Origin of the sequence: Alishewanella maricola (assembly GCF_016343785.1) — a bacterium.
GTDB classification, from domain to species: domain Bacteria; phylum Pseudomonadota; class Gammaproteobacteria; order Enterobacterales; family Alteromonadaceae; genus Alishewanella; species Alishewanella maricola.
Map to the genome: position 1 here is coordinate 131,315 of NZ_JAEINI020000004.1, position 24,736 is coordinate 156,050.

Sequence of the window (24,736 nt, forward strand, 5' to 3'; positions counted from 1 at the left end):
AATAACAAAAAAGCACCGAAACAAACCTTTGATTAGGTGCGTGTTCCAGTGCCTCTTTGTTTAGTAAGTAGCGTTAATTGGTTATTTTACGTTGTAACGCAGCTTTTTTGTCTTGGTACTCCGGTGCATCACTCACAGTTCTAAGCACACTTGTAGCTTTAGTCATTTTATTATCTGCAATTAATGCTTCTACATAATGTAATTTTACATCATTAGCCTCTGGGCGAATGGCTAAAGACTTTTCAAATTGACCCACCGCCTCAGCGTATGCTTTTTGCCGAAGCAACAGCAAACCGTATGTGTCTAGGACATCAGGATGGTTTGGAGCCATTTGAATAGCTTGTTTTACAAAGGTTTCAGCTTTGTTCAATTCACCGCGCTCAATTAATAACCATGAATAATTATTAAGCGTAACTAAGTTTGGAACGTCTTTCACTAAATCGGCGAACATTAACATCGCTTGATCTTTATCGCTTTCAATCAAAAGGTTGGCTTTGTATGTCAGCAGCCCGATATCTTTTCCATGTTTTGCGATATGTTTATCAATAAACGCAACGGCGTCCGCCAGTGATGTTTTGGCAATTTCTTCGACTAAATACACCGCACTAATTGCTGTTGGATTGACTTCGTAGCTAGCTTTTAGTGCGCTGATTGCTTCTTTAGGTTGTGAGGACGACATATACAACCTAGCCAAAATGAATTGTACCTCACCGGTATTTTTTAATTCCTCTGGCATAGCATTAATTAAACTTATTGCTTGTGAATAGCGCTTTAATTCGCTGAGAAGTCTAACCTGGGCAAGTTGTAAGCGAGGATTGTCTTTATAATTAACTGACAGTGTATTAATGATATCAAGTGCTTTATTGAACTCTTTATTCGAGGTAAGTGCATTGGCATATGAAAACGCCGCTTGCGGATTTTTTTCGTTTTTACGATACCATTTCTCTGCCAATTGCAGCGCCAATGTTTGTTTACCGGTATTTTGATGTGCATCAATTAATAATAAGTAATGCAGTGGCGGTAAATTAGGTAGCTCTGCATCAATAGCACTCAGTAATTCTGCGGTTTTATCAAATTGTTGGTTGTCAGTATAGATCTGAGCCATTAACAAGCGAAGTGCAAAGTTTTGCGTATTCGCCGTATAAATCTGTTCGATTTTTTGTTTAATGTTGTTTTGGCCATCTTTGCCACGGTTGATACTGTAGTAAAATTCTAAAGCAGGCAGGTAGGTTGGTGTTGCCGCAATAACTTGCTCAATACGTTTTGTTGCAGCGCTGAGGTCTTGTTTTTGAGCTAATAATACGGCTTGAATATATCCTACAAAGGGGTTGTCTGGTGTTTCGGTTGCAGCCAATGCATTAAATTCATTCGCTTTTTCAAAATCACCTTGTAGCAAGGCTACATAAGATTTGATATTAAAAGCCGCGGTCCGCGTTTTAGGATCCGCTTGCCATTGCTCGGTTAAGCGATCAATTTCAGCAAAACGTTTTTCTTCTATATATGCGGTGATCAGCCGCATGCGAGCATCATCCATGGCTGGATCGAGCTGCAAGGCTTTTTCTAAGTCTTCAATAGCGCCAGGGCGTTGACCTTCGATATTTAACCGAATGCTGGCTAAGGTAGCTAAGCTTGTTGAGTCTTGACTGTGATTATTCTGATAGTTTTGTAGCAGTAAATCAGCTGATTTGTCATTGCCTTGCCGAAGAAGTTGAAATGCGGTTTGCGCTAATAATTCTATATTTTGCTCTTCAACCGGTAAACTGCTTAAGATTTCTGCGGCACGTTCACCTTGGCCAGCATTAAGTTGCAACACAGCATATAAACGCTGCGCTGCTGGGAAGCGTTGTAGCTCGCTAGCGATTGGCTCTAGCATATTTAATGCTTGTGCGTTTTGGTTCAATCTAGCGGCTGACATGGCAGCAATAATACGGCTTTCTGGAATAGTCATGCCAAAGCGAACGGCGTTTTCACTGAATTGCTTAGCAAGTTCTAATTCACCTTTTTCATACTTAATGATACTCAGTAAATGGTTAGCATAAGGTTGCTGCGGAAATAGTTTTAGCAAAGCATCTAGCTGTGGCTCTGCTTTGGTAAAATCTTGCATCCGCACATAGGTTTGCGCTAGCAGCAATTTGGCCAAAGTAGCGGTGGGCACTTTTTTCACGTAATGCTCAAATGCCGCCACTGCCTCAGCATCTTGCTGCTGCGAGGCATAAAGTTTGGCTTTAAAATACATGCCTTCATCAAATAATGGGCTGTCTGCCGTAATAGTTTCTATTGCAGCAAACGCTTCATTATATTGACGTTTTGATGCTGTAATATGTGCTTTAGCAAAAGCCGCGGCGTCAGCTTGTGATGATGTACTTAGTGCCTCGAATAAACTGAAGGCTGCGGGGGCATCGCTGATACTTATCAAAGACAACGCGCGGTAAGTATCCAACAGTGCACTGTCGGCGACACTGAGTGCTGTACCCGCTAAATCAAAATTTGCGGCTTGTTCAAAGTTATTATTCAGGTAATAGCTTTTTACTAAGAGAGGTGCAATATCAGATAACGGTGTGCCATATTGCAAAGCACGTTCAAACTCGCGTTCTGCGGTTACACTATCACCACTTTTTAGCATTGTTTCCGCTAATGCCGCGCGTAAGCGGGCATCTTCAGGGGCTTGTTGAATCGCCGAGCGCAGTTCAATGGCTGCAGCGGCATACTGCGCTTGGTTAATAAAATCTTGGGCTGCATTGTAGTGTTCATCAGGTGTCTTCTTACTACAGGCGGCTAATACGGCTAAAAACACTAAGCTGGTGACAAGTTTTGGGGTTTTCATGTAACACTCCTTCGAGAAAACGAAATCATAAGCTTTGTCAGTGGCAACGACATCACGCACTGAAAAACACTTTTGCTGTTTGAGGATATTGCTCATCCAGCGCTTATTTAATTTGAAACAACTGGCGCTTAAATAACCAAGCTGATGTAAATTGGTTTTTAAAGTATGGCTTTGATGCGTTCTTTGTCTAACGTGCAGTTTGAGCTAGAGCATGGTGTAAAGTACCAATGTAAGTCTGATGCACGTTTTAATGCTAAAGCTTGTTTCAATCGTGCCACGCGATATTGCCCTTCTGAGGTGATTCGATTATCACCAAGTTGATACCAATATAACACCAATGCTTCTCTACCATAGGGATCTTGCAGGCGGCGCCATTGACCTAAATTGCTGTACTCTGTGGCAACCTGTTTCCAGCCTGCAGGAATAACATCGTTTAAATAATAATTAGGGTTACGGCTGGCCTCGGTGCCACTAAACATAAAGTGTCGATAGACAATCTGCTCAGCGTTTTCAGAGTAGGTGCGACTAGTTTGTTGTTCAATAGTGACGATTACAGGACTTGGGTTAGAGAGGGTTAGCGGTTGCTCAGGTATTTCAGTGGGTTGTGCTGCAATGGTGTAAAGCAGTTGTCCCGAACTGGTTAAGTTTAACGTTGTCGTTGAAAACACCAATAATATCGCTAATACCGTAACGCTAGTTGGTAACTTAATAGATGATGTTTCAAGCTTAGCGTTGATTGTTTCTGATTGGGTTTTATCGAGAAAACCGCCAACGTAAAACAGCAGCATAATAAAGGGGATGTATAGAAACCAGCCGAACATATTATGATCAGCGATGATTTCGCTTTGCATATCCGTAAAGTGACCAATTAAGATCAACCCGACAATTCGCAGCCAATTAGTGATCAGGGAACCTAAGATGGCGATAATAAAAAACAGTAAAACACTGCGAGTGCGTTTCAAGTGCAAATACGAAAATATCATGCTTAGCGCTAACGACACCACAAAATAGCGTAAGCCACTGCAACCACCAGCAATTTCAAAAATACCGGCAGGGATATGCACCATATTGCCTTCTACATAAGTAGGAATAGTCGTAAAACGCATTATAAAACTTACGGCAGCAACTGATATATCCTGCAATATACTGTTTATACTGCCCCAAATGGGGGTAATAAACCAAAGCAATGCTGTAGGCACAATAATCGCCAAAGTAAACCTAAAGTAGCTAAGCAGTGCCAGCATAATAACCATTGGCCACACTGCTCGGCTAAGTACGGTTTGTTGTGCAAATTGTAGCCAAACATAAACTAGCAAAGCCAAAATAAATAAAGCAAAGAAAAATAGGTTGGTTTTAGGGGATAACTGCTGGTTTTGCCAAGCTTGCCAATAAAAAAAAGCAATTACAAACGGCAGTAAATAAGCATGAGAATAGGTACCGTCATCAAAGCTAAAAGATCGCAGATCAACAATAACCGCGGGGTTAGCAGCCAAAAACACCAGATAAACAGCAGCAATAAACAACAAAGGCCAGTAGCGGGCTGCGCCTTTTTCAGAGGTATCCACGTTTGTCACAATATTAGTCCTTTAAAACATGCACTGTTAAGGCTTAAAAAATAAATTAAATTTAACCGTTTGTCTTGCAAGTGTGAATAAAATTAATAGCAGCATTAAACTAACGTTATTGGAAGGCAAACTCCAGTACTAGTGGTTTATGATCACTGCCCATAGCTGAATAAACTTCAGCATGTAATGGCTGAATTTTAGAACCTGTTAAAATATGGTCAATTCGGCTACCCATTAAGCGGCTATTTTTAGTGTACCCTATACCAAATCCAACTTTATTAAAAGCGTTCGACCACTCTGACCAATACTGTTGATAAATTCGGCTTTTTTGCGTTAAGTTAAAATCACCACCAATCATCGACAATCCTTGATCAACACTTATTAACTCAGATGCAACCATACTTTCAAACACTTGGTTTTTATAGGCTCGAGTAATTGCAGAGTAATTGCTAAGCGGGGCATGCAGTAATTCAAAACCGTGTCGAGGCGTATTTAAATGCAAGTTAACCAGGTTCACTTCAACCTCATCCAATAACAGTAAATAGTGCGCAGCATAATGGCCCCAACCTTGTAAAGCCCGTCTGTCTAATTGTCTAACCGCTTTAAAGCTATGTTGTGTTAGTAAACAAAGATTACCGTGGCAATCCAAGGTTAAGTTTGCAGGAAGTTCTTGTTTTAATGCCGCAGGGGGACTTTCTTGCAATAACAGCGCGTCGAGGTGTTCGCTGTTATACCAGTCAAAAATAGCAGCAGCATCTACTCGACCACTCGCCACGTTAAAAGTTGCTATTTTATAGGTGCGGGTATCTGAAGTTGCTGGGGATTTTGAAGCAAGTGCCAGGGAAATATCGAATAAAAGCCAAAAATTAACTAACGTAGTTAACACAATAAATAATACAAACGATTTACTCGGTTTTGATCCCAGCAAGCAAAGCGGCAACAGCAGCAAAACTAACCAGCGCGGTGCGTAGTCTAGTAGGGCTAATAACGGTTGCCATAATAGTGGCATGGGCGCATAGAGCGCTAACCATAGACAAAAACTCGTAAAAATATACAACACAGGCTCTTTGCCAACCTTGAAAAGCGAATTTAACTTTTATAAGTTAAGGTAATAAACAAAGCATAGCAACCGTTATGCAAATCCTATATTTGTGTTTTCAATCGTCGCGACTTGTAAGAGCGGATTAACGACAAACCAGGGCAGGATTTTCATGTTTAAGCTTGCTTTTTAACGGATTAATGTGTCAACCTAAACGACTTAAACGTCACTATTAATGCGGGTTTCATATGCTTTTTAAGTATAATAGACCTGATAATTTTTGCGGCAAAGCGTATCTGGCAAATTCAGGATGATATATGGACAGCAATTTTTCGTTAACAGGGCTTAAGATCGCGATTATTGGTCTTGGTTATGTGGGTTTGCCGCTCGCGGTTGAGTTCGCTAAAAAATACCCTACCTTGGGTTTTGATATCCATCAAAAGCGTATTGACGAGTTAGCCGCTGGGCAAGATCGTACTTTAGAAGTATCCACCGATGAGTTAGCTGCAGCCACTTATCTTGAGTTTTCCTCTAATATCGACGCGTTAAAAACCGCTAACTTCTTTATTGTCACGGTGCCTACTCCGATAGATCGGCATCGTCAGCCCGATCTCACGCCGTTAATTCGTGCTTCCGAAACACTGGGTAAAGTGATTAAAGCGGGCGATATTGTAGTGTTTGAATCCACAGTATATCCCGGCGCGACTGAAGAAGATTGTGTACCTATTATTGAGCAAGTTTCCGGATTAACCTTTAACAAAGACTTTTTTGCTGGGTATAGCCCAGAGCGGATAAACCCTGGTGATAAAGAACACCGGGTAACAACCATTAAAAAAGTGACTTCGGGTTCAACACCTGAGGTTGCAGAATTTGTTGATAAGGTGTATGCCAGCATTATTACCGCCGGTACTTATAAAGCCAGCAGCATTAAAGTGGCTGAAGCGGCGAAAGTTATTGAAAATACCCAGCGTGATTTGAATATTGCACTTGTGAATGAATTGGCGGTGATATTTAGTAAATTAAATATTGATACCGAAGAAGTGTTACTGGCTGCTGGCACAAAATGGAACTTCTTGCCGTTTCGCCCCGGTTTAGTCGGCGGGCACTGTATTGGGGTTGATCCTTACTACCTTACTCACAAAGCGCAGTCTATTGGTTATCACCCTGAGGTGATTTTAGCTGGGCGGCGCATTAACGATGGTATGCCAAAGTTTGTGGTGTCATCGCTTGTTAAAACTATGCTAAAAAAGCGCATCCAGGTGCAGGGCGCTCGGGTACTAGTAATGGGCTTAACTTTTAAAGAAAACTGTCCTGACATACGTAACAGCAAGGTTATCGATGTGGTTCAGGAGTTGGCTGATTACGGTATGCTGCCAGATGTGTTTGATCCCTGGGTAGCCGCAGCGGAAGCTAAGCATGAATATGGAATTGAACTCATTACCGAGCCCGAGACCGGTAGTTATGATGCGGTAATACTGGCCGTTGCGCATCAAACTTTTAAAGATTACGGTACCGATCATATTCTGGGTTATGCCAAAGCAAACCATGTGCTATACGATCTAAAATATATGCTCGACCCCGCTAAAGTTGAACTTCGCTTTTAATATCAAGGAAAAATAATGACGGTTTATCAACAGGCACTCACAACCTTATTAGCCGAGCCGAAACGTTGGTTAATTACCGGGTGTGCCGGTTTTATTGGTTCTAACCTGCTGGAAGTGTTGCTTAAGCACAATCAGCACGTGGTAGGCTTAGATAATTTCGCTACGGGTTTTCAGCGTAATCTTGATCAAGTGCAGGCATTAGTCACGGCCGATCAATGGCAACGTTTTCAATTTTTACAAGGCGATATTTGTAATAGTGATGATTGTGCTAAAGCCTGTGAGGGCGTTGACTATGTATTGCATCAAGCGGCACTGGGCTCAGTTCCCCGTTCTATTAGCGATCCTGCGCGCACCAATGCAAATAATATCAGCGGTTTTTTAAATGTGCTTATTGCCGCGCGTGATGCCAAAGTAAAATCTTTTGTGTACGCGGCTTCTAGTTCAACTTACGGGGATCACCCCGCACTGCCAAAAGTAGAAGAGAACATTGGCAAGCCGTTATCGCCATACGCGGTAACCAAATATGTGAATGAGCTTTATGCGGATGTGTTTTCTCGTACTTACCAGTTTCATTGCACTGGGTTGCGCTATTTTAATGTGTTTGGTCCAAGACAAGACCCCAATGGTGCCTATGCTGCCGTTATCCCTAAATGGACAGCTGCGATGATTGCCAACGAAGATGTGGCCATTAATGGCGATGGCGAAACCAGCCGCGATTTTTGTTTTGTTGCTAATGCAGTGCAAGCCAATATTATTGCAGCAATAATCCCTTTGGGCCGCAGCGAAGTTTTTAATGTTGCTGTTGGTGATAGAACGACGTTAAATCAGTTGTTTGATGCAATTAAACAAAGCTTAAAACCGCATAATGTACATTACGATAAGTCACCGGTTTATCGTGACTTCCGTGCGGGTGATGTAAGACATTCTCAAGCAGAAATTAGTAAAGCCAAAGCGTTGTTGGGCTATCAACCAGAATACAGTATAAATCGAGGATTAGAAGTTGCGATACCATGGTATCTAACAATTATTTAAAATAATAATGCCATATTCCGAAGTGAAAATTGCTTATTCTGATACAAGTTATGAGCTGTCATTAATCTTTTATAATACTATTCAATGTTTTTGCAACTAAATTAGTTGCTTTTTTGATAGACTGAATGAAAAACAGTTTGTAACTTGTATAGCTTACAGATAACACTTCTGTGCACGGCTTAGTGTAATGTGATTTATAACTCTGTAACTTCCCTGCCATAAGGTCGTAAAATTTAACGTTATGGTTTCTAGCGTGATCCATCGCAATGATATGCATTGCTACACCTGTATTTAATAGTGGGCTTTTTTCACTAATTCCGCTCTGATAATAATAGAGAGTTTCCTGATAGTAAAAACCGTAAAATACAGCAACACAAAAATCTTGACAGACTATTTTGAAGAGTAAAAGTCGTTTTTCTTTTAAAAGTATCTGCGCAAGCTCATTGTGGAAATCGTTAAATTGACTTGTAATAAAAGCCCCTAGTTTCCCACGAGATTTCCATTGAGAGGTATGAATATCTGCTAGTAAAGACATAAAGTGTTGAATTTCTTTAGTATTTTGACAATATGAAATTCTAACATCATTTCTTTCGACAAAGCGACGCGCCTGTCTTCTAAGTGTGGTTTGAACCAAAGCATTAATTTGTTCATGTGTATTGTTTTGTATTTTTACAGTAAATCTGTATGAATGTGAATTATACTGCAAAAACCAAAAAGTTTTTTTGACGCTCTTCAGCCAATGAAGACAATTTGAATCAGGTAGAACGTGTTCAAAAGAAACCTTACAGCAATTTTTTAGTTTTTTTACTTGATTTGTAAATATTCTAAGTGATTCATCAAGATATTGACTATTAATTATGAAATCTTGAAATTCACTGGATACTTCCGATATCTCAGATTCACCAGATCCAATAAACCTCAACTCAAATCCTAGGGCAATTTTTTTCAGGTAAAGGGGATATACAGCGATAATGTTATTTCCATAACGATGGATACAAAAAAAGAGTAAGTCATGTACGCCTAAAAAATACTTACACCAACAAGACAACCAAGATTTGCTAACATGAATAGAGTGATTAGCAATTAATGACAAGTCTGAGTCTGTTAGAAAGGAATCAAGCTCTATTTTTGTCTTAAAAACAGTTATATTTATCATGATTTATATTTTTTTGTTATGAAATTTTATATGATCATTTCATTCTAATAAGAATGCTTAGATGCATTGATGGAATTTTTATGCTTCGTTCACTATTTAAAAATGCAGTAAGTATGTTAGCAGAAAAGGGTGCTGTGATAATACTTACTTTTATCACGACACCTATTTTACTAAGAGAACTTGGAGCCGTTGATTATGGTATCTGGATTTTACTTATAAACATGGTTGCCTGGGCCAGAATGAGTAACTTAGGATTTAACTCAGCTGTAACACGGGAAACAGCAATTCTAATTGAAAAAGATAAATTTTATGAAATAAATACTTTGTTTAATACAAGCCTGTTCTTACACAGTATATTGGGTTTGTTAGGATTAACAATTGTTCTATTACCAGTTTTCTTTCCAACTATTTTGAATCTCCCTGCAGAATCATTAAGTGAAGCAAGTGTAATTTTATATTTTTTAGGCTTCAAGGTATTCACAGATTTTTTACTAATGTCGTCGAGTAGTTTTTTTGCAGCGAATTTAAAAGATAACATTCAGTCTAACATCAGTACAATTACTGAGATAGTAAGAGGGATATTATCCATATTTCTAGTATTGCACGGATATGGCATGTTCGGTCTGTTGTTTGCGCTTCTCATCACAGATTTAGTTTCATTTATTGTTAAGTTTGTATACTTAAAGAAAACATTGCCAGTAATCTCACTTAATGTGAAATTAATTTCTTTAGGTTGTGCAAGAGGGATAATATCATTTTCAAAGTACATTATTCTCAGTAATGTAGCTTTGATTATTCGTCAGCGAATTGGTGTCAATATAGTCTCAAAGTATGTTGGCGTTGGTTCAGTCGCTTTTTTTAACATTGCACAACAACTTGTAACCCATTGCGAAAATATTATTTCAATAATTAGCCAAGTAACAAGTCCTGCTGTAAATCGTATCCTTAACAGCGATAAAAATGTTGATGAGAGTATTTACATAAGTTTGATTACTAGACTAAATCTGTTTAGTACGCTCGTTGTTTTTATTCCGCTCTTCATTTTTTCAGAAGCGTTTATCGTTTTGTGGCTTGGCCAAGAGTTTATAGATATTGCTATTATTATTAAAATTCTTAGTTTTTCACTACTAGGCAAATTTATTTATCTTTCAGCTCAAACGTTCATGATTGCTAAGGCCAGACATAGAATATTACCTGTAATCCATATTTTTGGCGCTGCTATCACTCTGTTTCTTTCAATATTGTTCGCTATAAAGTATGGTCTATTGGGTATTGCGTTCTCTTTAGCTGTATCAGCTATTATTACAGAGTTGATTTTTTTCACGCCTATTATAAAAAATGCACTCGGACACCAATTTAAATTACTTCTAAAAATCATCGGTAAAATTATATTTGTTACTCTTATGGCATTTGTGCTGTTTTATAATTTTAGCAACATTATTAATATTGAAAGTTGGAGTTACTTCATTTTATATTTCATTATCTTCAATATATTTAGTATTACTTTTTTTTGGCTGATCATATTTAGCAAGCTTGAGCGAAATTTGCAGGTGAAATCTATTTTTAAATGAATTTTAAATTTTAACTTGATATAGTTTGGAAATTAATGAAAGAATATAATAGAAAAAGTAGATATTCATATGAATCAAAAAGCGTTGGGTTACCCTTTTTCTTCCTTGTTTTTTATCTATTAGCTGTTTTAATTAGGCCACAAGATTTTGTTACCTCAATGTTTGGTATGCCGCTGGTAATGATGATAACAGTAACTTGCCTGCTTTTTACTGTCGCTTTGCATAGACCATTAGTGTGGTTGCCACCGCAGACATTTTTACTGATGATGCTGCCTGTAATCGCTATATCAGCATTTCTGAATGGTTGGGGTATGAATGGACTTGTTGAGTCACAAAATATATTAATATCATCCATCGTCCCGCTTTTCTTGTTTGTAACACTTGTCAACTCTACTTATCGACAAAAAATCATTATGATTATCACTATATGTTCCTCTCTAGTAATGGTTCATAACGGGTGGACTCAATTTACTAGCCCTGATGCTTTTGGTTGGGCGGGCAACCAAGCTGTAGGAGGGGAGCTTAGAAGAATTATCTATGTTGGTATTTTTAGTGACCCAAACGACTTGGGTATGCTATTAGTGATGAATATTCCCTTTCTTATGTACTTTTTTTACAGGGGCGGCGGCTTAACAAAATTATTATGTTTATGTTTGTTTTTAATATTTAGCTATGGTGTTTATATGACAGGTTCAAGAGGGACCTTATTAGGCTGCACTTCGTTAATTGGTCTTTATCTTCTTTTAAAATATGGCGGTGGGCGGTTAATTATATTCTCGATCATCGTTGGACCTGTTGTTGCTACACTTTTATCTCAATTTGGTGGTTTAAATTCTGGAGAGGCCTCAGCAAGAGGGCGATTATACGCCTGGTACGATGGTATTCAGTATTTAATTGGAAATCCTTTGTTTGGTGTAGGCAAGGGGAATTTTTTTGATATGCACGGGCTTACAGCGCATAACTCTTATATACTTGTTGCCTCTGAACTCGGCACATTAGGCTATACTCTTTGGGGCGGCGCATTAACTTTTACTGTATATATTGGCTATAGAATTTTCAAAGTCTCAAAATCTGACGCTGTTAATCGTTTTGATAAGAGTGATGTTGAAAATCGTGAGAAATTAAAAGATGAATTATTATTAAATAACGCATTATTTTTCTCGATGATTGGTTTTTTAGTGACAGCTTTTTTCTTAAGTCGTTCTTATGTTCTTTTGCTTTTTATATTTATCGGTCTAAGTTTAGCTTCTCATTTAAGAGTAATTAAAATGATCCCGGAGTTAAAGCATCTATTATCATATAGTGTCCTAATCAAATGTGGCTTTGCCTCATGGGTTATGATATTTATGGTTTATTTTACTTTGAAATTTACTCTATGATATATCTACTTTTCTGGAGTTTGTATGTGGATTTTTTTTGATATATTTAAATGTTTTTTTAAAATTATAAATTACATAAAAATCAAAAAATTTTTTCATGAAATAAAGAATCATAAAAATATTTTTATAAGCGGGTACTTAAATATTAATCGTATCCCCATAATTGATATTAGGGAAAACTGTCAGTTGCATATTGGTTATAATGTCACTTTAAACTCAAATAATGATGGTTATCATGTTAATATGCACTCATCAGTAAAGTTATTAGCTGATAGACCTGGTGCGGTTATTAAAATTGGTAATAATACCAGAATAAATGGTAGCTGCATACACGCTTATCAGCTAGTTAAAGTTGGTGATAACTGTTTAATAGCAGCAAACTGCCAGATATTTGATGGTAATGGCCATGATATTTCCTTTCCTGATGTCGCGAATAGAATTAATACTTTTGGTAGTTATAAACCTGTTGTAATCGAAGATAATGTTTGGATTGGAATCAACACAGTTATTTGTCCAGGTGTAACTATAGGCAAAGGCTCTATCGTCTCAGCAAACAGTGTAGTATCCAGAGATGTACCACCGATGACCATTGTAGCCGGTAATCCAGCAATTGTGGTAAAAGACTATAATAACTATGAAATTGAATAATGATTATGTCTCTTATTGTCTTAGAACTGTGGTTTTATCCAGAACCAAGTTGATATTGAGTTTGAGCGATATTGCCAATTAAATGCTCGGTAGTTTCTGCCGATAGACAATGAGCAGTCCTTGATATCATCATTTAACCAATGGTTCAATATTTTCTCAATTCGTGCTTCTAATCTATTCTTTTCATCTCTATTTTCAGAAAAATAGTAGGCAAGAGCAAGAGGAAGAACAATTTCAATATTGTGCTGATCGGTATAAGAATTTTTGTTATGTTCTATGGCGAGCTTTTGGTCATTTGCAACACTAGATGCAGAGTATAGTAGTTCTACTGCGTCATTATCATGACCATGGCATGAAATTAAAGATTGATAATGATTCTTTCTTACATAGATAGCATTATTGCCAGTTCCACTTAGATAGGTTGAAGCAAAACCATGATTATCAATTGCATTACCGAGTTTTAATAACATACTTGATATTTTAGATTGGTCGCTAATTTGATAAGCATGCCAAAGAAAATCTGCAATGTTTTCACTCATCCAAGGACTAAATCTGTAATTGTCAGTATCGTTTTTTGCGGTATTCCAAGGTTTTGATTTGTTCTCATGCACTAACCAGTTGTGTTGAAATGCACCACTTTTAGGTACCCAGTTATTTTTTTTCTCCCAATAAGTAATGCTGTTCTGCATATCATTCAGACTGTTAATTCTTTGCTGATAATGGTTAAACACTTCTTTATCCGCTGTAATTTCAAATGCGACAACCTCTGTTAATCCAGTAATACCCGCGGCTCTTTCCGTAAACCCTTGATTTTCCTTATTAGTAATTTTTCTTGTGTTGTATTGATAATTACCCAAATCAGCTTGTAGAGACATATTTTTGATTAGATTATTATCCCATTGTGAATTATCGCCAAGTAATGCTAATGCAAGTTTAGCTGGCTGGGTGTAGATATACTTTCCATCTTGACACGCTACCCCTCTAAATTGCCAACAACCTGTACCACCATTTTCAGATGGATTAGAACCATCATTTCTAATATGGCTAAAATAGAATTGTTTTGATAAAAAAGCTTCCTTCAAATAACGAACGTCTCCGCTATTTAAGTATGCTTTGAATAGCGCACTTGAACGATCATACAACCAATCTCCATGTGTGCTTGTACCATAATCTAGATCTTCGATTAACCTTGTAAATTTTTTGCCCATAAGAGACGTCAGTTGGTTTTGCCTTAATGTTGTAATATTGTATGGTGGTATAATATCCGTATTTGCAAGATAGTTTAAATCATGTATTGCAAAGACTCTTGGATATTTGATGTAAGCTTTCTTCGCGCTTGCGGCGGTCCAACCCCTTTCTGGAGAGATTTTTAGTTTATTTCTTGGTTTTGTTGCTTTCTGTTTTTTTATGACTATTTCCTTATCAACGTTGTTGGTACGCATATCGAAATTAGTTAATTGAATTGTTACCGAACGCAAAGAGTTATCTAGCCAATGCCAGCGTAAGCCATCTTCAATATAAATAGATTGCTCTATGCCTTTATAAAAAACACTGATATCTTGTTTATCAAAGATCATAGACTTTGCTATGGGTAAGCCAAAAGTGATTACTTCATTTTCCGTACCAGATAAATCTGGATCGAGCTTTAGTTTTACTGTAGTTTCAAATGCCACTGATTCATTACTGTAAAAAATTAACATCGCTGTTATGATGTAGATGAAAAGTTTGTTCATTTTTTTACACTCGAGATTTTTATTCTTAAAATTAAAGATGCTAACGCATAGTTAAATCAATTTTTATTTGAACACGCTGTTTAAGTCTAGGACTGTTTATCATGTTATACCAAAAGATTTTTTTTAATTTTCTCTATCCGTTTTATGAAGGGCTTCTTAAAAAGAGAAAGACGTTCAAATTTTATAAAGAATATTCTAATAACCAAAAAATAAGTCAATCAGTTTTAAAAGACAAGCAGTTTTGCGCATTGAAAAACTTGTTGATTCATGCATATGAACAAGTACCTTTTTACCAAAAGCAGTGGGATGAGATAGGTTTTAATCCCAAAACTTTGCTTGATGTAAACCAATTGGAGCGGTTACCACTTTTAACCAAAGATGTAGTTCGTGAAAACTATATGGATATGCGAGCAAAATCGTATATTGGATTAAATATAACCAAAACAACAGGGGGCTCTACCGGTGTCCCTTTTAAATTTGAGCATGATCGAGAAAATTATGATCGGCGACAAGGGGTTACTTGGCGTGGTTACGGTTGGTCTGGTAGTCGTTTTGGTGATCGTACTTTGTACTTTTGGGGCACAGCAATTGGTAGTTTGCAGAAGAAAAATCCCCTTAAGGATCGCTTGTATAATTGGTTTTACAACAGAAAAATTGTTAACGTTTTTTCTATGTCTAATCAAAACATAAATGAGTACGTTGATTATGTAAACAGCTATAAACCTGTTGGCATTGTTTCCTATACAGGGCCATTGTTTGAAATTGCAAAATATATTTTAGATAATAAAATTAAAGTTCATAAGGTTAATTGGCTTATATCTGCCGCAGAGCCGTTATTTGAAACACAGCGTATTGTTATTGAGCAAGCATTTTCAGCTCCTCTTTTTAATACCTATGGATGTAGGGAGTTTACTCTTATAGCAGCAGAGTGTGTTCATAAAAATGGTCTTCACATTAATGATGATCATTTGTTAGTTGAAATAACGGATGATATGGGGGCTGGTACATCAGATATAGGCAACGTAGTCATTACGGATTTATATAACTACGGTATGCCATTGATCCGATATGTTAATGGGGATGTAGCACAGTTAAAAAAAGAAAAATGTGCTTGTGGATTACCCATGTCGCAATTAGCATTTGTTGATGGTAGACGCTTAGATAAGATTATTACTCGGTCTGGAAAGATGTTACCTGGCGAATTTTTTCCACATATGTTGAAAGACATTAGCGGTATCGAAAAGTTTCAAGTTGTACAAAACGAAATTGATAAGATCACCTTAAAAATTATCTCTTCAGATCGCTTTGATAAAGACTTTTCAGAAGCTTATATATCAACATGCTTAATTGATACTATCGGAATTGAACTACAAATCATGTTTCAATATGTAGACGATATACCTCTTACACAAAGTGGTAAACATAGAGTTACTATCTCTACAATAATTGAAGCGTTGTAATTACAATTTTTTGGTGCAAAATAATGTTATTCAAAAGCATTGTTTTGCACAAATCCACCTTTTAACAATTATACACTTCATTGTATTGTTTAAATGTCAACTCCAGCGAGTAATCCTTAACTATGAATGAGTGGGCATTTAGACCAAGAATTCTTAAATAATCCCTGTTTTCATTAAGCTCCACTAATAATCTACCTAAAGACACTGTGTCAGAAAACGGATAAAGTAAACCAGTTTGTTCGTTTTTGACCAGTTCAGGATTACCGCCAACATCTGTTGCAATTGCCGGTATTGCTCTTGCCATTCCTTCCATAATGGCTAAGGATAATCCTTCATTTTTCGAACATACAACCTGAAGATCAATAGCTGAATATATTCGCTCTCTGTCCTTAATAATCCCATGAAAAATAACAGCCATTGATGTTAAGTGTTGCTCAACAAAGTTTTTTAATCGCTGATATTCTGAGCCATGTCCAAAAAAATGTAGTTCAAAATTTTTACGTTTATTCTCTTGCATATCAGCAAAAGCTTGCAACAAATATATCTGCCCTTTAATCGGATCCATTCTACCAATCGAAGCTACTCTCAATATTGGACTGTCTTGTTTCGCTCTATCAAACTGATTAGGAACAATAATGCCGTTTTTGATAACCTTCGTTGGATAATTTTTCCACTCGTGGTGCTTTAAAAATATGTCTCGTGCGTCATCTGAAACAAAAGTTACAACATGAATAAACTGCTTTGTAAGTTGATGTATTAGTTTCCATGACGAAGAAGAATAATGGCCTGCACCATGTCGTGTATAAACTATTTTAATTTTTTTAGCTAAAAACCAAAGAATGGGTAAAAGGAACTTTATTAAATTAGGACTGTGCAGATGCAATACTTGAATATTATTTTTTTTAACGAAATCTAAAAAAAATCGATATTTTTGTAATCGGTTTATTTTAGGAAAGTGATATACGCTAATATTGAGATCAGTTGCTTCGCTTACCAACGCATCTGTTTGCTTGCCAAGACTGAAAATTGCTGATGAGTGTTTGTGCTCTTTTTGAATATTACAGAGATCAATAGCAAAACGCTCAGCACCGCCTAATTCTAAACTACAAACTATATGTAAAATATTGAGGGTATTTTCACTCATTAACTATTCATCCAAACGTTAAATCGGAATTTATGTATATTATCGCTATCGACACAAATCCGGTATAAGTCAAATGGATCTTTTATCATTTTGTTAATTCCAGGTTGATTGTTAAATGCTAGGGCATAACCTGCTTGCTCACAAAGTTTTTTGGAAACTGTATTGTAACAATCTTTACTACCTACAGGGTAAGCAAATGCCGTTACTGTTTGTGCTAACTCTGTTTCGATAATTATTTTTGACTCAAATATTTCGTAAGTCTGTTCCTCATTTTTTAAGCTACTTAATATCTGATGGCTTACTGTGTGTGAGCCTACTTCCATATTGTTTTCTACCATGGTCTTAACGTTATCCCATGACATAAAAAGTGAGGGCGCATCTTCAAGCCGCTTAACAGGCTCGTTTAGAGACTGATGTAATTCGGCTAAAATTTTAGGTATGTTTGTTCTTCGTTGTCTTTTTGTATTTTGTATAAAAAGCTGAATTTGATTTTCGATATGTTCTTCTGTTAACAGGATTGTTGATGAACTATCAGGGAGTGTAACTCTACAGCCAATGCTTTGTCGTAATAAGAAAGTAATCTCGTCCCACCAAGCAACTCGTTGCGAGTTGATAAGTGATGTCGATAGGAAGAAAAGCGCTGTAACATCGTGCCGTTTCAAAATTGGATATGCAACAGTATAGTTGTCTATGTATCCATCATCAAAGGTTATTAAAGCAATACGATCTACAATTTTATTATTTTCAGCTATCGAATTTGCAAGTTCTTTTGCTGATACAATTCTGAAATTACCTTTTATCGTGAGTATGATTTTTTCAAAAGCAACTTCAGAGCACGAAAAAACATCTCTTGCAAACTCGCTTTCATTTTTTGAGCCAATTCTATGAAAATTGAAAACATACAAACCTGGTGATAAAAAACGCCAAAGTATTTTATCAATATGAAATGTAGTTGTTATTTTCTCAATAATTTTTATTATTTTATATTTCATGGTTTTTATATTAAACCTTAAATTTGAATTTGGGCTTTTTTAATATAAAATCACGATAGCTGTTTGGATTTCCTGTTTTACCAGCTTCTGCTGCTTTGGCAATATTATACATTTCACGTGCTGATACATAATGTAAAACATACTCTTGGCCATCATTGTATTTTGTTTCAAGGTAGCTATGCAAAAAGTCGCGTGGCTCACCTAATAAAGTTTCCATGTCGCCTTCTTGTGCACCATGGGTATGTACTTTTATAAATACCCATTCTGGGCGGCCTTTAACGTGAATGTTACTGTTAACCCACTGATCTATTCTGCTTTTCAAGGGGGGGGCAGTTCTGCGAACATCACTGTTTTCAATATGTGGCATACCGCTTGGCGTACGCCATTTAAAGTCTAAACCAATGGGGCCTTGTAAGATCATTAAGTCACCTGTTGCGGTTTTACCCACCTCTACATCGATGCCATTATTATGCGATTTACATTTGCCGTCTTGGCCTGTGGCGTAATAAATACTATTAATTTTACTGGTTTGAGCCGGGTTCGGAGCACAAGGTAGGGTCATGTCAACGTAACAACCTGTCTCTTTTAACACTTTAAGCTCGTTGTTTACGCCACAATGTTGACCTCCAGGCAAGGAGTTATCAAGTGCCCAATTACCATGGATAAAGGCATATTGAATTTGCCCTGTTGCAGGGTTTATCGGTAATGCGCCATGTTTTTCGTGTAATGTTTTGGCAAAGCCAGTGAGTGTTTTGCTAAGATTTTCTGCGGTGTCATTGTCATGATGCAGATGGATCTCGATCTCTCCAAAACCTCTAGCACAAAGGTCAGAAAGTTTGGATAAGTGCTCATGCCGGTATTCTTCTTCAGGGTAAAAGAAAACATGCTTTGGATAATGGCCATCGGCATCACGGTGTTTTGCTGCCATTTTGGGGTAATCGTTATACCAACGATCGACTCTAGTGCGCTCCAGTTCGATATCGTTTTTGTTTTTCCATTGTGGCTCAAAGTGGTCAACAAAGCAGAACATTATGTGAACTGTGCCTTCAACTTTTGGTTTCGGTTTTAAGCATTGCCAAAGATAAGGGCCAATCCAGTTGTACATATGTTTGCGTTTCAGCACAAGATAAGTGGCGGCTAGTATTAATGCCATTAATAGTATAAACAGCAAAACCACTGTCATTTTATTTCTCCTTGTCTTGCTGTTCTTTTCCAGCCACCGCGTTCGTTGTTACGAATAAAACGAACAAACCCAAAGGCTAATGCTAAGTTCATTGAGGCAAAAAAGCTGATTATTTGAATAAACTTACTCACCTTAGCACCTTTATTGATCTGATAGGTGCCTATTACTGCGATAGTATAAAAACTGATTTGCCCAATAAACAGTGTGAGATACAAAGATGAGCTGATAAGCAACATATTACAGATTAAGGCAAGTAACATCAGGTGCGGTGCAAACCAGCGTAAAACTTTATGTGACCAATAACACAAGCTGAAGATACCTTGTGTCGGTGATAGTGCCCATAAGGTACTGCTAAAGGCGCGGTAATTGCCAAGGCCAATTCTTACTCTGCGACCAAATTCATCTTGTAAGGACGGCGCAACTTCTTCGTAAGCAATGGCTTTTTCATTGTACACAATATTGTAATGTTGTTTTTTGATATTCATCACAATACAAAAATCATCTACAACAGTGTTTGCAGCTAGCGGTTGGTATAGCTCGCGTTTAATCGCGTATATGGCACCGTTAGCGCCGAGTAGGGCGCCGAGCGTTGATTCTTGCCGCTTTAAAAATTGTTCGTAGCGCCAATATAAACCGTCACTATTTTGATTACCGCCTTCGGTAACCAGGTGTAGTTCACCGCAAACGGCGCCAATATCAGGGGTAAAACTTAAAATGAGTTGCCGAATAGCATCAGGAGCAAATTCGGTATTCGCATCTGTTAGTACTAAGTAATCTGCCTTAGCATTTGCTACTAAGTCGTTTAACACGGCAATTTTGCCGCGATTTTCCTCAAAACAGTAAGGTGTTATACGTTCATCGTTGAAAGCTTTGATCAATACTGCAGTGTTATCACTACTGCCGTCTGATGCGACTAAGATATGCAGGTTTCCCGGGTAATCTTGCGCTAACAGATTCTCTAACCGCTGAGTGATACAGAGCTCTTCATTAAAGGCAGACAAGATCACATCAACGTCTGGCCAATGTTTTAGCGTTTGAGGTTGCGGCTTAGTGGGTTTTGCCAGATATTTTAATAATATTGGGTATAACACATAGGTATAGAGTAATAAGCTTATGCTTAGCCAAAATAAAAAAACATTCATTATTAAGCTCGCTTACTGACTATTCTGGCTGGGATGCCAACTACGGTTACATTATCGGGTACATCCTTAACTACTACGGCATTTGCGCCAATTTTTACGTTGTCACCAATTTTCACATCACCAATAATTTTTGCACCTGCGCCAATGAAGATATTGCGCCCAAGCACCGGTGCTTTGCCTCTTTCATCGCCGATCACTACACCACTTTGGATAATAATGTTGTCGCCACCCGTTACTTTAGAATTAATAATGATACCGACAGGATGCATCAAAATTAGCCCAGGGCCAAAGCGGCATCCTGCGCCCAACATGCAACTGTTTAGTATTTTATTAAGCCATAAAACGATTAAGGCGAGCGGCTGAAGGTGGTGCCACTGCAGCCAACTTGTTAATCGATATAAAAAATTAGCAGAGCTACCATCACTTAGAAAGGCCCGAAGAAGTGAGGTGTTATAGCCTTGCTGTTGAAAATACTGCTGTTTATAGCGGATATCTTGTAAAAAATTACGCATCTAAATTCATCCGGCTAATAAAGGTACCAATATTTTTTGGCCAACTAAACTGCTTAGCATGCTCTAATAAGGCAGTTTTTGACCAAGGGTGCTGCAGAGCTTTGTCTATTGCAGCGCTCAATGCCGTGCTATCTTTTACGGGGACTAAGATGCCTGTTTCTTCGCTAACCACTTCGGGGATCCCCCCTACATTAGTGGCAATGGCGGGTACGCCACTGGCTAATGCCTCTAACACCACATTAGGTACACCTTCACGATAACTTGGAAGTATTAATAATTTAGCTGTACGTAACCGTTCAGCGACTTCTTTTAAGGGTAAAACACCATGTAAAAATACCTGCTTCTCTAACCCAAGTGCTTGGATTCGCTCAGCTATTTTTTGTTTTTCAGGGCCTTGGCCAATGTAGTGTAACGCCGGAAAGTGTTCATTTAAGCTGTTAGCTTGGCTTTGCTTATAAGCATCCAATAACTCATAAACGCCTTTTGTGGTTAATAAATTACCAATAAATATTATATCTGCTGTTTGCTGTTCTGTTGTTGCAGGGAAAAAAATGTTTGGGTTAACCCCATTATAATTCACGCATATCTTAGCCGGGTCAATGCCAGTGGCAATCAGTTTATCGGCTAACGCTTTGCTAGCACAAAACACCGTTTGTGATCGGTTGAGCCAATGTGCCATCTGCTTTCGGCGAGCTGGAAATTCAGTATTTTCGTTAACATCAGTACCATGCGCTTTCACCAGCACCTTGGCATTAAATTTATCGGCTAACATTAAACAAGCAATGGCATCAGGATAAGCCCAAGAAGCAATAATATGGCTAGGATTGCTTTGCTTTATCCATTTGCGTTTTAACCAAAGCGAAATAGCCTGAAAATAAGGCGTTAACCTACGACCTAACCGCGGTAAGTAAAAGTAGGGCACGTAGCAACGCTCTGTGTTATTGCTACATTCTTTTCGATGTTTTAGCCATTCTAACCAAGGAACAAGAATCATGATTCGAAACGGAAATTGTTCCGCAAGCAAGGCAAACTGCTGTTGATTAAAACTGGCACGGTGAGGTGCCCAAGGTACTGGGAACAAATTAGTTATAGCCAGTAGAGAGACGGATTCTTTTTTCATCTTCTCATTCTCAGCTTGTGACACAATTTGTTTCTGTAAAATCTAGAGTAACTATCTGAACCAAACTATTAGGCCCCATGAATTTTTTTATATTCATTATGTTTAATACCAAACAAACCTGCGATTGTGCCAGCAGCAGAAGCAAATCTGAATAACCCTTCTATCCAGACTTTTTTATTTAAAGTCAGTGCACCTTGTATGCATTTTATAAAACCGAAACCGAGCCTAACTAAAAACATGAGTAAACAACGGCCTAAAGCGATTATTGCGCTTTCTTCAAACCGATGACTTCGACTATAACCAATGCCTGAGCGGAAACCTCTGCGTAAAAACCAACTTAGGGTGGCTCTAGATTTTGGAAATTCTTCAATTACGGGCGCTTCAGTAAAGTAGGCTTTGTAATCGGCTTGAGTGCAGCGCAGGGCAAAATGATAATCGCTTGCACCCGTCATGGCAAAACGCCTATCAAAGGTGGGTTGAAACTTTTCCAGAACAGTTCTGCTGAGTAAAAGATTATTAGTATAAAAAATCTTAACTTGCTGACCTTCTGTTAAATGATTTTCGCCATATAAAAGTTGCGTTGCCCAGTTTGGTGTGCCAGTTTCACCAACAGAGATTACATTACTAGTAACAATATCACATTTGTATTTAAGTTGAGCTGCTACTAATTTTTCCAACCAATCTTCTGCCGCAGGCCACTCATCATCATCAATAAATATTAATGCATCATAATCGCGGGTTAAAAACCAACGAGTACAGTTGTTTCGTGCAGCAACAATACCTGGTTCTGCTTCCTGTTGATAATGTATTTTGAGCGGCGCTTCTTCGGATATTTGATTGATTAAACTTGCGATTTCAGTTTGGCATGCATTATCAACAACTAAAATTTCAGCTGTCGAATGGCTCAATCTTTGTTTTAACAAAGCGTTGACTAATCTAGTAAGGCCTTGGGGTCTGCGGCAAGTAATAATAGCTACAAGCAATTTAGTTTGCATTTTACAATTCCATAAAATTGCTTGTCTTAAATACCATTAAATTGGTTCACAGTATTAAGCCTAAAAGTTAAATACAACTTAGCAAGCACAACAAATGTCTATATTGTTATCTGCCCTTACCCAAAACTACAATCTCTACAGTTCTAATCAGAATCGTCAGGTCAAGTAACAAACTGCGGTGCTTGATATAGTAAAGATCGAATTTTAATTTTTCTAAGGCATCTTCTGCTGTCGCACCATAAGGGTATTTCAACTGTGCCCAGCCAGTTAAGCCGGGGCGAACGTTATGGCGCTGGGCGTAGTAGGGGATATCTTTAACCAGTTGGTCAACGAACTCAGGCCGTTCTGGGCGCGGGCCTACAAAGCCCATTTCGCCTTTAAGCACATTAATTAACTGCGGTAACTCATCAACACGATATTTACGGATAAAACGGCCAACGCGAGTGACGCGCACGTCATCAGTGGTAGCCCATTGCGCGCCGTTTTTTTCGGCATCAATACCCATGCTGCGAAATTTAATGATATGAAACGGTTGGCCATCAAAACCCACACGAATCTGGCGGTAAAGCACAGGGGCTCCGGTTTTTCTGCCATCTTCTAAATAAATTAAAAAGGCAGTGAACAGCATGATGGGCCATGTTAGTAGCAGTGTGAATATGGCTAAGATGGCATTTAAGCGATAATCTAAATTCGTTCTAAACTTTTTGCTGCGTGCTAAACCATTAGAGTAAATCACCCAACTTGGGTATATAAGGTTTACAGCAATTTGCCCTGTTTCACTTTCAATAAAGTCGAGAATGTCGGTAACATCAATGCCGCGTGTTTTGCATTTAAACAACAAATCTACAGGTAACATATTGCGCCGCTCATCGCAGGCGATCACTAATTGTTCAATTTTGTGTTTTTCAGCATACGTAAATAAGTCGTTTAAATAGTCTATGTCGATAAGTTTATCTTCAGGAATATAGCCTTCTTTATCCCCTTCAATGCGCACAAAACCTACTAAGTCGAAATAACGTCGGTCTACATCGCGACGCATTCTGTTTTCAATAATAGCTGCGCGTTCGCCAGAGCCCAGCACTAAGATTCTGCGGCGATTAAGCCTGACTAAGTCGTGATATTGAAAAAACGTACGGAAGCTGCTGATAAGCACTACCGTAATCAAGGAAGAAATTAATAAAGGTATAAAACCCACATCAATGTGATCGGCGATGTTAAAAATAATAAATTCTAGAAATAAAACGTTGAAGCATTGGGTGAGAAATACGCGTTTAACAATACCTGAACTCGTTTCACGCAGTTTGTGATCATAAAGCCCTAAGGAAAGTGTGCAAAGCATGGTAGAAAAGGTGAAAACAGCGATGTACACCATTTCCCATTCCAGGGTTAGCGATACCATAGGTTCTGTTAAAACGAAGTCAGCCAGGATAAAACCAAGATGGGCTGATAGTAAAATTAAGCTGATTTCGCCCAACATCAGTATTTTATCTGATACTTTAGAGCGATTAATCCTTGTGCTGAACATAACACATCCTTGGTACTTGCTGGTATTTTGACTCGTTTTGCGCAGCGATAAACATCACGAATGGCGGTTTAGGTAATATAAATAGACATTGCATTGATAGTACCTTTAAACT

At 38.0% G+C, this 24,736-nt stretch carries 19 protein-coding genes; 6 read left to right on the top strand and 13 right to left on the bottom strand.

Annotated elements, in window-relative coordinates; translation table 11 throughout:
* Positions 1-73 precede the first annotated feature (73 nt).
* From prsT to JAO78_RS07765, 3 genes are all read right to left on the bottom strand, one after another.
* Positions 74-2,824, bottom strand: coding sequence for an XrtA/PEP-CTERM system TPR-repeat protein PrsT (gene prsT, locus JAO78_RS07755; protein WP_226750807.1), 2,751 nt, complete (start codon positions 2,822-2,824; stop codon positions 74-76).
* A gap of 158 nt (positions 2,825-2,982) precedes the next feature.
* The gene (gene xrt / locus JAO78_RS07760) at positions 2,983-4,398 is read right to left on the bottom strand and encodes an exosortase (RefSeq protein WP_226750808.1); all 1,416 of its coding nucleotides are present in this window, start codon (positions 4,396-4,398) and stop codon (positions 2,983-2,985) included.
* Positions 4,399-4,504: 106 nt separating this feature from the next.
* Entirely contained in the window at positions 4,505-5,446 is a 942-nt protein-coding gene (locus tag JAO78_RS07765) for an endonuclease/exonuclease/phosphatase family protein (protein WP_226750809.1), read from the bottom strand.
* Positions 5,447-5,745: 299 nt separating this feature from the next.
* On the opposite strand from JAO78_RS07765, the gene tviB reads away from it, so the two are divergent.
* Both tviB and JAO78_RS07775 read left to right on the top strand, forming a co-directional pair.
* Complete coding sequence (gene tviB / locus JAO78_RS07770) at positions 5,746-7,032, top strand: Vi polysaccharide biosynthesis UDP-N-acetylglucosamine C-6 dehydrogenase TviB (protein ID WP_226750810.1); 1,287 nt, start codon at positions 5,746-5,748, stop codon at positions 7,030-7,032.
* Positions 7,033-7,047: 15 nt separating this feature from the next.
* Positions 7,048-8,064, top strand: a complete 1,017-nt coding sequence (locus JAO78_RS07775; RefSeq protein WP_226750811.1) for an NAD-dependent epimerase/dehydratase family protein — start codon at positions 7,048-7,050, stop codon at positions 8,062-8,064.
* A gap of 61 nt (positions 8,065-8,125) precedes the next feature.
* Here the strand turns inward: JAO78_RS07775 and JAO78_RS07780 are convergent, their stop codons facing one another.
* A complete protein-coding gene (locus tag JAO78_RS07780; protein ID WP_226750812.1) occupies positions 8,126-9,220 on the bottom strand; it encodes a GNAT family N-acetyltransferase in 1,095 nt (364 codons plus the stop codon).
* Between the two features lie 80 nt (positions 9,221-9,300).
* Here JAO78_RS07780 and JAO78_RS07785 point away from each other — a divergent pair, with 80 nt between their 5' ends.
* From JAO78_RS07785 to JAO78_RS07795, 3 genes are read left to right on the top strand one after another with little or no spacing between them, the layout of a single operon-like run.
* Positions 9,301-10,791: an oligosaccharide flippase family protein gene (locus tag JAO78_RS07785; RefSeq protein WP_226750813.1), complete on the top strand. Its 1,491-nt coding sequence runs from the start codon at positions 9,301-9,303 to the stop codon at positions 10,789-10,791.
* A gap of 35 nt (positions 10,792-10,826) precedes the next feature.
* A complete protein-coding gene (locus tag JAO78_RS07790; RefSeq protein WP_226750814.1) occupies positions 10,827-12,170 on the top strand; it encodes an O-antigen ligase family protein in 1,344 nt (447 codons plus the stop codon).
* Positions 12,171-12,194: 24 nt separating this feature from the next.
* Positions 12,195-12,818, top strand: coding sequence for an acyltransferase (locus JAO78_RS07795; protein WP_226750815.1), 624 nt, complete (start codon positions 12,195-12,197; stop codon positions 12,816-12,818).
* A gap of 20 nt (positions 12,819-12,838) precedes the next feature.
* Here the strand turns inward: JAO78_RS07795 and JAO78_RS07800 are convergent, their stop codons facing one another.
* Positions 12,839-14,551 carry a hypothetical protein gene (locus JAO78_RS07800; RefSeq protein WP_226750816.1) on the bottom strand — a complete coding sequence of 571 codons (1,713 nt, stop codon included), beginning with the start codon at positions 14,549-14,551 and terminating at the stop codon, positions 12,839-12,841.
* A gap of 101 nt (positions 14,552-14,652) precedes the next feature.
* On the opposite strand from JAO78_RS07800, the gene JAO78_RS07805 reads away from it, so the two are divergent.
* Positions 14,653-16,011 carry a phenylacetate--CoA ligase family protein gene (locus JAO78_RS07805; RefSeq protein ID WP_226750817.1) on the top strand — a complete coding sequence of 453 codons (1,359 nt, stop codon included), beginning with the start codon at positions 14,653-14,655 and terminating at the stop codon, positions 16,009-16,011.
* Between the two features lie 61 nt (positions 16,012-16,072).
* Here JAO78_RS07805 and JAO78_RS07810 read toward each other — a convergent pair whose 3' ends face one another.
* The 8 genes from JAO78_RS07810 to JAO78_RS07845 form a co-directional block, all read right to left on the bottom strand.
* Positions 16,073-17,155, bottom strand: coding sequence for a glycosyltransferase family 4 protein (locus JAO78_RS07810; RefSeq protein ID WP_226750818.1), 1,083 nt, complete (start codon positions 17,153-17,155; stop codon positions 16,073-16,075).
* Positions 17,155-18,147 (bottom strand): polysaccharide deacetylase family protein, encoded by a 993-nt coding sequence (locus tag JAO78_RS07815; protein WP_226750819.1) that lies wholly within the window; start codon positions 18,145-18,147, stop codon positions 17,155-17,157. The genes JAO78_RS07810 and JAO78_RS07815 overlap by 1 nt, the downstream gene beginning before the upstream one ends.
* Positions 18,148-18,157: 10 nt before the next feature.
* Entirely contained in the window at positions 18,158-19,330 is a 1,173-nt protein-coding gene (locus tag JAO78_RS07820; protein ID WP_226750820.1) for a hypothetical protein, read from the bottom strand.
* On the bottom strand, positions 19,327-20,472 hold the full coding sequence (locus tag JAO78_RS07825; RefSeq protein ID WP_226750821.1) for a glycosyltransferase family 2 protein: 1,146 nt from the start codon (positions 20,470-20,472) through the stop codon (positions 19,327-19,329). The genes JAO78_RS07820 and JAO78_RS07825 overlap by 4 nt, the downstream gene beginning before the upstream one ends.
* A gap of 2 nt (positions 20,473-20,474) precedes the next feature.
* Positions 20,475-20,984 (bottom strand): serine O-acetyltransferase, encoded by a 510-nt coding sequence (locus JAO78_RS07830; protein ID WP_226750822.1) that lies wholly within the window; start codon positions 20,982-20,984, stop codon positions 20,475-20,477.
* On the bottom strand, positions 20,977-22,104 hold the full coding sequence (locus JAO78_RS07835) for a glycosyltransferase (RefSeq protein WP_226750823.1): 1,128 nt from the start codon (positions 22,102-22,104) through the stop codon (positions 20,977-20,979). Before JAO78_RS07835 ends, JAO78_RS07830 begins: the two co-directional genes overlap by 8 nt.
* A 68-nt stretch (positions 22,105-22,172) precedes the next feature.
* Positions 22,173-23,099, bottom strand: a complete 927-nt coding sequence (locus JAO78_RS07840; RefSeq protein WP_226750824.1) for a glycosyltransferase family 2 protein — start codon at positions 23,097-23,099, stop codon at positions 22,173-22,175.
* 106 nt (positions 23,100-23,205) lie between these two features.
* Positions 23,206-24,624, bottom strand: coding sequence for a TIGR03013 family XrtA/PEP-CTERM system glycosyltransferase (locus JAO78_RS07845; protein WP_226750825.1), 1,419 nt, complete (start codon positions 24,622-24,624; stop codon positions 23,206-23,208).
* Between the last annotated feature and the right edge of the window lie 112 nt (positions 24,625-24,736).